Below are 6,886 nucleotides of genomic sequence, written 5' to 3' on the forward strand. Positions count from 1 at the left end.
CCGCCACCCGAGGCCGGTAACAACGGCTCGATGACCTGCCACTGCTCATCAGTCAGCTCATGCCTACGCACCATCAACCAAGATCAAACCAGGTCACCCACACCCACTTTGAGGACACCCCCTAGCGGGGTGATTCGTGTTGGGAGCCCCGGACGTTGATGGGACTGCCCGGGGGTTCCGCGCAGTGGGCTTGCAGGTTGGCGGGCGTGTCGGCGAGGTCGGTGCCCGGCCGCTGGTGGGTGCTCTCGTAGCCCTGGGTGCAGACGAACGGGTCGAAGCTGTTCAGGACCAGGCCGAACCGGGCTCTTCCGTCGCCTGGGACGGTGGTCTTGGTTCCCTGCGCGAGGCTCGGGTAGGTGACCAGCAGCTGCTCCACGCCGTCGAGGCGGGTGCGGTAGACGTTGGCTGTGGTCAGCAGGTTCGACAACAGCCCGCCAAGTTGTGGTCCGGTTTCCCGCAGCAGGCCGCTGACCTGCTCGGCGGCGTCCGGTGCTGCGTCGATGACGCGGCGCAGGTCGGGGTCGGAAGCGCGCAGCTGCCCGGCGAACAGGCGGAGGTCCCGGCTGAAGGAAGCGATCTCGGCCCCCTGCTCCCGCTGCGTTTCCAGCACCTGCCTGCCGCTGGAGATCAGGTCCAGCGTCTGCGGCAGGTGGTCGGTGGCGTGCCGGGTGTAGGCGTTCGAGGTGTCGAGCAGCGTGCCGAGCGGACCGTTGAGGCCGGTGAACGCCAGGTCCAGTTCGGTGACCACGGTCTGCAGCGAGCCGATCGGGATGCTGCGCACCGTGCGGTCCAGGTTGGCCAGCAGGTCTTCCGGCGGAACCGGGATCGAGGTGCGGTCGCTGGTGATCACCGAGCCTTCCCCGAGGTGCGGACCACCGTCGGATCGGGGGCGGAGGTCGACGTACTGCTCCCCCACCGCCGATCTGTTGGTGACCACGGCGTCGGTGTCGGCCGGGATCTTCGGTGCGCTGTTCTCGATCTCCAGCGACACGTCGATGCCCGAAGGGGTCAGCCGCAGCGGTCCGACCCGCCCGATGGGCAGTCCTCGGTAGGTGACCTCGGCGTTGGTGAAGATGCCGCCGGAGTCGCGGAACCGGGCGATGGTGGTGTACCCGCGGGAGGACACCAACCGGTCCAGTCCGGCGTAGGTGGCGCCGACGTAGGTGATGCCGACCAGGGCGATCAGCACGAACGCCCCGATCTGCAGCTTGACCCGCTTCGAGATCACCGGACACCTCCGAGCACTGCGTCGAACGGTCCGCCCGGTCGCGGCGGTGGCGGCACGGCGGCTGCGGGCGCGGGCAGCGGGAGCGGGAGCTCGCCGGGCCCGATGCCTCCGGTGGGCGGCGGGCGTCCCTGCAGCACGTTGTCCACGATCGTGCTCAGGTCGAGGTCCAGCTGCAGGTCCAGGTTGGTGTAGTCGCCCTTGACCGCGTTCACCGTGTAGTCGGTGAACGGGAAGGTGACCAGGATTTCCAGCGACTTGGGGATGTCCTCGCCCGCTTCCGCCAGCTTCTGCAGGATCGGGCTGAGCGACCGCAGGTTCTCCAAGGTGTCCTGCTTGCTGCGCTCGGTCGTTTCCACGGCGACCTCCGAGAGCCGGTCCATCTGCTGGAGCATGGTGACCAGCTGCCCTCGCTGCTCGTTGATGACCTTCAGCCCGGGGCCGAGGTTGTCCAGCGCGAAGGCGATGTCGTGCTTCTGCCCGACGAGCGAGGTGGCGAGCCGGTTGAGCCCGTCGATGGCGCGGGTGATCTCGTCGCGCTGGCCGTCGAGTTCCCGGGTGAAGACCTCCAGGTTCCGGTGCAGCGAGCGGATGTCGGCTTCGTTGCCGGACAGGGCGGCACCGAGTTCCTGGTTGATCTGCTGGAGCTGGCCGATGCCGCCACCGTTGAGCAGCATCGACAGCGCCCCGAGCACCTCCTCGACCTGCGGGTGCCGGTTCGTGCGCGACAGCGGGATGCGGTCGCCGTCGGACAGCAGCGCTTGGCCGTTCGTCGCGGAACCGTCGAGCTGGACGTACTTCTCACCGAGCAGGCTGGACTGGCGCAGCTGGGCGATGGCGCTGGCCGGCAGCCGCACGTCCCGGTTGATCTCCAGGGTGACCTCGGCGGTCCAGCCGTCCGGGGCGAGCCGGATGCCGGAGACGCGGCCGACGGCGACGTCGTTGACCTTCACGCTGGCCTGCGGCACCAGGTCCAGCACGTCGGCGAGCTGCGCGGTGACGCGGTACGGGTCGTCGCCGAGGTCGGCTCCGCCGGGGAGCGGCGCGTTGTACAGGCCGGTGAACCCGTGCTGGCCGCATCCGGCGACCAGCAGGAAGCTCAGCAGCGCCACCGCGATCCGCATCAGCGACCACCTCCCGGGTGGGGTGCGCCGGTGTCGCGCATGGCGTCGACCAGCGGGAGCGGGATGTCAGGTGCGTGCCCGTGCTCCAGCGAGGTGATCGCCTCGGCCGGGGACGGCAGCGGGACCGCTCCGGTCACGATCGGTTCGATCCGGTTGCAGGCGTCGGCGAGCACGGGCGGCACCGGGCGGTCCGGGGGCGACTGCCGCAGCAACTTGCAGACGATGACGATCGGCGGGTGCGTCAGCTCGTTGATGTTGCCGCGGGTGCGGGTGGACCCGGTGGAGGCCTCGTAGGTGTTGGCGAGGTTCGACAACCCCAGCGGTGCTAGGTCGGTGACCTCCTCCAGCGCCGCGCGCTGGTCGACGAGCACCTGCGTCACCGCCTGCAGGTGGTCCACGTTGGTCCGCAGCACGGCGCGGTTGTCGCGGATGAACCCGGCGGTCTCCGACAGCGCGGGCCCGAGTTCCCGCAGCGCCGCGCCGAGTTCGCCGCGTTCGTCGGCCAGGAACGCGGCGGTGTCGGACAGCTGGGTGTTGAACCGGCGCACCTGCTGGTCGCTGTCGGCGAGCGTGCGGTTGAACAGCTGCAGGTTGTCGACGGTGGCGAACATGTCCTCCTTGGACCCCGACAGGGTGCTCGTCGCCTGGCTCAACCGCTGCAGCATGTCGTTGAGCTCCGCGCCGTGCCCGCCCAGGTTGGCGGCCTGCACGTCGAGGAAGTCCGACAGCGCGCCCTCCTTGTTGGCCCCGTCCGGGCCCAGCATCCGCATCGTGCGGTCGGTGTTGCGGTTGATCTCGTCGAGCTCCAGCGGCGTCGCGGTCCGCTCGCGCGGGATCACGGCCCCGTCGGCCAGTTCCGGCCCCCCTTCGTAGACGGGCGTGAACTGCACGTACCTGTCGCTGACCAGGCTCGGCGCGACCGCGACGGCCTTGGCGTCGGCGGGGATCGGCGTGCCGTCGTCGATGCGCATCTCGACCCGCACCTTGGTTCCCTCCGGGACGACCTCGGTCACCGAACCGACCCGCATGCCCAGCACCCGCACGTCCGAGCCGGGGAACAGCCCGACGGTGGCGCCGAAGTGGGCGGTCACGGAGGTGCGCGCGGCGAGCGACACGGCCCACCAGGCACCGCCGGTGATCAGCATCGCCGCAGCGAGGACGATGGCCACAGCGCGCTTGCTCATCGCGGACCTCCCCCGGCGCCGCCCTCGATCGGCGGACGGCAGCCTTCCTCGTTGGACGTCACCGGGCCCACGTGCAGCATCGGCGGGACCTGGCCGCAGACGTAGCTGTCGAACCAGCGCCCGTTGCCGACGGTGTTGCTGAAGTACCGCGCGAACGGCGCGAGGTTCTGCAGACCCCGGTTGAGGTTGTCCTGGTTCCGGTGCAGCACCTCGGTGACCCGTTCGAGCGTGATCAGCGCAGGCCGCAGCTGGGCGTGGTTGTCGGCGACGAGCCCGCGCAACTGCTCGGAGAGCTGCCGGGTGCTGCGCAGCAGCGTGCTGATCGCCTCGCGCCGGAAGCGGATCTCCTCCATCAGCAGGTTGCCGTCGGCGAGCAGCTTGGCGAAGACCTCGTCGCGGTCTCCGAGCACCTGGCTGACCTGCCGGGTGTTGCTCAGCAGTTGCTCGAGCTGCTGGTCCCGGCTGGAGATGACCTGGGAGAACGCCGAGAGACCGCGCAGCGCCTCACCCACGTGCGCCGGGGTGCCGCGGAAGGTGTCGGCCATGGTCTGGAAGCTCTGCGCCAGCGCGGCGGTGTCGACCTCCCCGGAGGTGCGGCCGAGGTCCTGGAAGGCTTCGGTGACGTCGTAGGGCGAGCGCGTGCGGTCGGCGGGGATCGTCGCGGAGGCGTCCTGTTCGCGATCGCCCTGCGGGTCCAGCGACAGGTACTTCTGGCCGAGCAGCGTCTTGATCTCGATGGAGGCCGTGGTGCGGTCGCCCACCCAGGCGTCGTCGACGCGGAAGGCGACCTCGACGTGCTTGCCGCGCAGGGACATCGAGGTCACCTCGCCGGCTTTGACCCCGGCGATGCGGACCTCGTCGTCGGGTTTGAGCCCGGCCGCCTCGGTGAACTGCGCGCGGTAGGTGGTGCCGCCGACGACCGGCAGGTCCTCGAAGTAGAACGCCAGCAGCGAGACCGCGGTGATCAGCACGAGGCCCACCACCCCGGCGGCTGCCGGGTCGCGCCGTTTGAGCCGCTCGATCATCGGCACCTCTCAGGCATCTGCTCGGGGGACGTCGCGGGCAGCGGCACGGCCACGCCGAGGTTGGAGATGCGCACCTGGCCGGAGCTGCGGCACAGGAAGTAGTTGAACCACGACCCGTAGCTGGCGGTGCGGTTGATGGTGTTGAGCTTGTTGGGCAGGCCCGCGGCGAACCGCTCGACGAGCGGCCGGTGGTTGTCGAGGTGGTGCGAGAGCACGCCCAGGTGCGCGATGCTTTCGCGCAGCGGCTGCCTGCCCTCGGCGAGCAACCCGGCTGTCGCCTCGTTGACCTGGCCGATCCCTTCGACGGCCGAGCCGATCTGCTCCCGGTCGGCTGCCAGGCCGGAGACGACCTGCTGGGTCTGCACCAGCACCTCGTCGAGCTCGGCGTTGCGGCTGTTGACGGTGCCGAGCACGTCGTTGAGGTTGGTGATGACGTCGCCGATCACCTGGTCGCGGGAGGCCAGGGTCTGGGTCAACGAGCCGATGTGCGCCAGCAGGCTCTGCACGGTGCCGCCTTCGCCCTGCAGGGTCTGGATGATCGCGTGCGAGAGCTTGTTGACGTCTTCGGGCGAGAGCGCCTGCAGCAGCGGCTTGAAACCGTTGAACAGGACCGTGAGGTTCAGCGCGGGCCGGGTGCGTTCGATCGGGATCGTCGAGTCCTCCGGCAGCACCGCCCCGGAGCCCTCCCCCCTTTCGACGGAGAGGTAGCGCTGTCCGATGAGGTTGCGGTACTTGATCGACGCGGTGGTCGAGGCGGGCAGCGCGCGGTCGCCGAAGAGCGTGAACTCCACGTGCGCCTGCCGCTTCTCGGCGATCTCGATCGAGCGGACCTGGCCGACCTTGACCCCTGCGATGCGCACGTCATCGCCCTCGTTGAGCCCGGTGACGTCGGTGAAGCGGGCTGAATACCCCGTGGTGGGGCCGAAACTGGTGTTGGCGATGGTGACCCCGAGCAGCCCGGTGGCCAGCAGCGTGACGACGATGAACGCGACGAGCTTGGTCAACGACGGCGTGATCGACCTCATCGCACCTGCACCTCCGCTCCCCGGTACAGCGGGCCGACCAGCAACGTGCTCCAGGCCGGGACCTCGTCCGCGCGCAGCCTGGTCGCCGGCGACAGCAGGGCGGCGATGAGGCGCTGCTCGGCCGGCGAGTGCTGCATCGAGCCCGCGGGCCCGGTGAACGAGCTCGGACTGGTCGAGGCCGGTGGCGTGCGCTGCTCGCGTTGCGGCGGGTGCGTCGAGCCGTCGCGCGGCGGTCCGCCGCCGGGCAGGTCGGCGGGCATCGGCACCTGGTCGTAGCAGCGGGGGCCGCGCCGGTCCTGCCAGCTGGGTTCGTCGTGTCCGGGCAGGTACTTGTCGGCGCTGTCGCTGATCTCCAAGCGCAGGCGGATCACCCCCGGGGTGTCGGTGCCCTTGCCCGCGACCTGGTCGAGGCGGGGCACGGCATCGGCGAGATCGTCGAACAGGCAGGGGTATTCGGGCGAGTACCGCGCCAGCAGCCGCAGGTGATCACGACTGGCCGCGTTGAGCCCGATGATGTTCTCCTTGTTGACCCGCAGGAATCCGTCGAGGTCGGCGGCCCCGGTCGTCACCGTGCGGTAGAGGCGGTCGAGGCCCGCGCGGTTGTCGGCGACGGTCCGGTGGTTGACCGCCAGGTCGCGCAACGCCTGCGTCAGCTCCGGTGTGGTCTCGGCGTAGAGGTGCGCGACGTCGGCGAGCGCTTGGATGTTGCCCTTGAGCTCGGGCAGCGCTGGGTTGAACTGCTCCAGGTAGCGGTTCGTGGCCACCAGCGTCTCGCCGAGCTGCTCACCTCGTCCGTCCAGAGCCATCGAGACGGTGTTGAGCGTGGTGGCGAGCTTGTCCGGCCGGACGGCCTGCAGCACCGGCATCAGATCGCTGAGCACCTTCTCCAGCTCGATCGAGGCCTCGCTGCGGTCCTGCTCGATGACGTCGTCGTCGCGCAGCGACCCGCGGGATGGCGCCGCCGGGGGCACGAGGCTGACGTAGCGCTCGCCGAAGAGGGTCTTGGGCAGCAGTCGCGCGGTGACCTCGGCCGGGATGAGGTGCGTCTTGTCCGGGTGCAGCGCCAGCTCCAGTTCGGCTCCGGACGCGGTCGCGCGCACCTCCCGCACCTCGCCGACCACCAGGCCGCGCACCTTGACGTCCGAGGGCGGTTGCAGCTGGTTCCCGACGCGGTCGGTGCGCAGCAGCACGTTGACCACCGGTGTGAACGCCTTCTGGTACACCGCGACCGTCGAGGCCAGGAACAGCACGATCACGCAGATGAACACCGCCCCCACCACGCGGCGGCGCACCGCCTCTGCCC

6 protein-coding genes are annotated in these 6,886 nt (G+C 70.0%); all 6 read right to left on the reverse strand.

Annotated features, from left to right (window positions below):
• Positions 1-121 precede the first annotated feature (121 nt).
• Positions 122-1,228 (reverse strand): MCE family protein, encoded by a 1,107-nt coding sequence (locus E1161_RS26800; RefSeq protein WP_132627524.1) that lies wholly within the window; start codon positions 1,226-1,228, stop codon positions 122-124.
• On the reverse strand, positions 1,225-2,349 hold the full coding sequence (locus E1161_RS26805; protein WP_132627525.1) for an MCE family protein: 1,125 nt from the start codon (positions 2,347-2,349) through the stop codon (positions 1,225-1,227). Before E1161_RS26805 ends, E1161_RS26800 begins: the two co-directional genes overlap by 4 nt.
• A complete protein-coding gene (locus E1161_RS26810) occupies positions 2,349-3,533 on the reverse strand; it encodes an MCE family protein (protein ID WP_132627526.1) in 1,185 nt (394 codons plus the stop codon). Before E1161_RS26810 ends, E1161_RS26805 begins: the two co-directional genes overlap by 1 nt.
• Positions 3,530-4,555, reverse strand: coding sequence for an MCE family protein (locus tag E1161_RS26815; RefSeq protein WP_408012182.1), 1,026 nt, complete (start codon positions 4,553-4,555; stop codon positions 3,530-3,532). Before E1161_RS26815 ends, E1161_RS26810 begins: the two co-directional genes overlap by 4 nt.
• Positions 4,555-5,583 (reverse strand): MCE family protein, encoded by a 1,029-nt coding sequence (locus E1161_RS26820; RefSeq protein ID WP_132627528.1) that lies wholly within the window; start codon positions 5,581-5,583, stop codon positions 4,555-4,557. The genes E1161_RS26815 and E1161_RS26820 overlap by 1 nt, the downstream gene beginning before the upstream one ends.
• The coding region (locus E1161_RS26825; protein WP_235875331.1) for an MCE family protein at positions 5,580-6,886 on the reverse strand (1,307 nt) is incomplete at its 5' end. The genes E1161_RS26820 and E1161_RS26825, both read right to left, overlap by 4 nt.

It is taken from the genome of Saccharopolyspora aridisoli (genome assembly GCF_004348445.1).
GTDB classification, from domain to species: Bacteria; Actinomycetota; Actinomycetes; order Mycobacteriales; family Pseudonocardiaceae; genus Saccharopolyspora; species Saccharopolyspora aridisoli.

Bases quoted from the DNA above. Each gene is read 5' to 3' on its own strand.
- E1161_RS26805 (WP_132627525.1), bottom strand. From the start codon at position 2,349: ATGCGGATCGCGGTGGCGCTGCTGAGCTTCCTGCTGGTCGCCGGATGC.
- E1161_RS26820 (WP_132627528.1), bottom strand. From the start codon at position 5,583: ATGAGGTCGATCACGCCGTCGTTGACCAAGCTCGTCGCGTTCATCGTC.
- E1161_RS26810 (WP_132627526.1), bottom strand. From the start codon at position 3,533: ATGAGCAAGCGCGCTGTGGCCATCGTCCTCGCTGCGGCGATGCTGATC.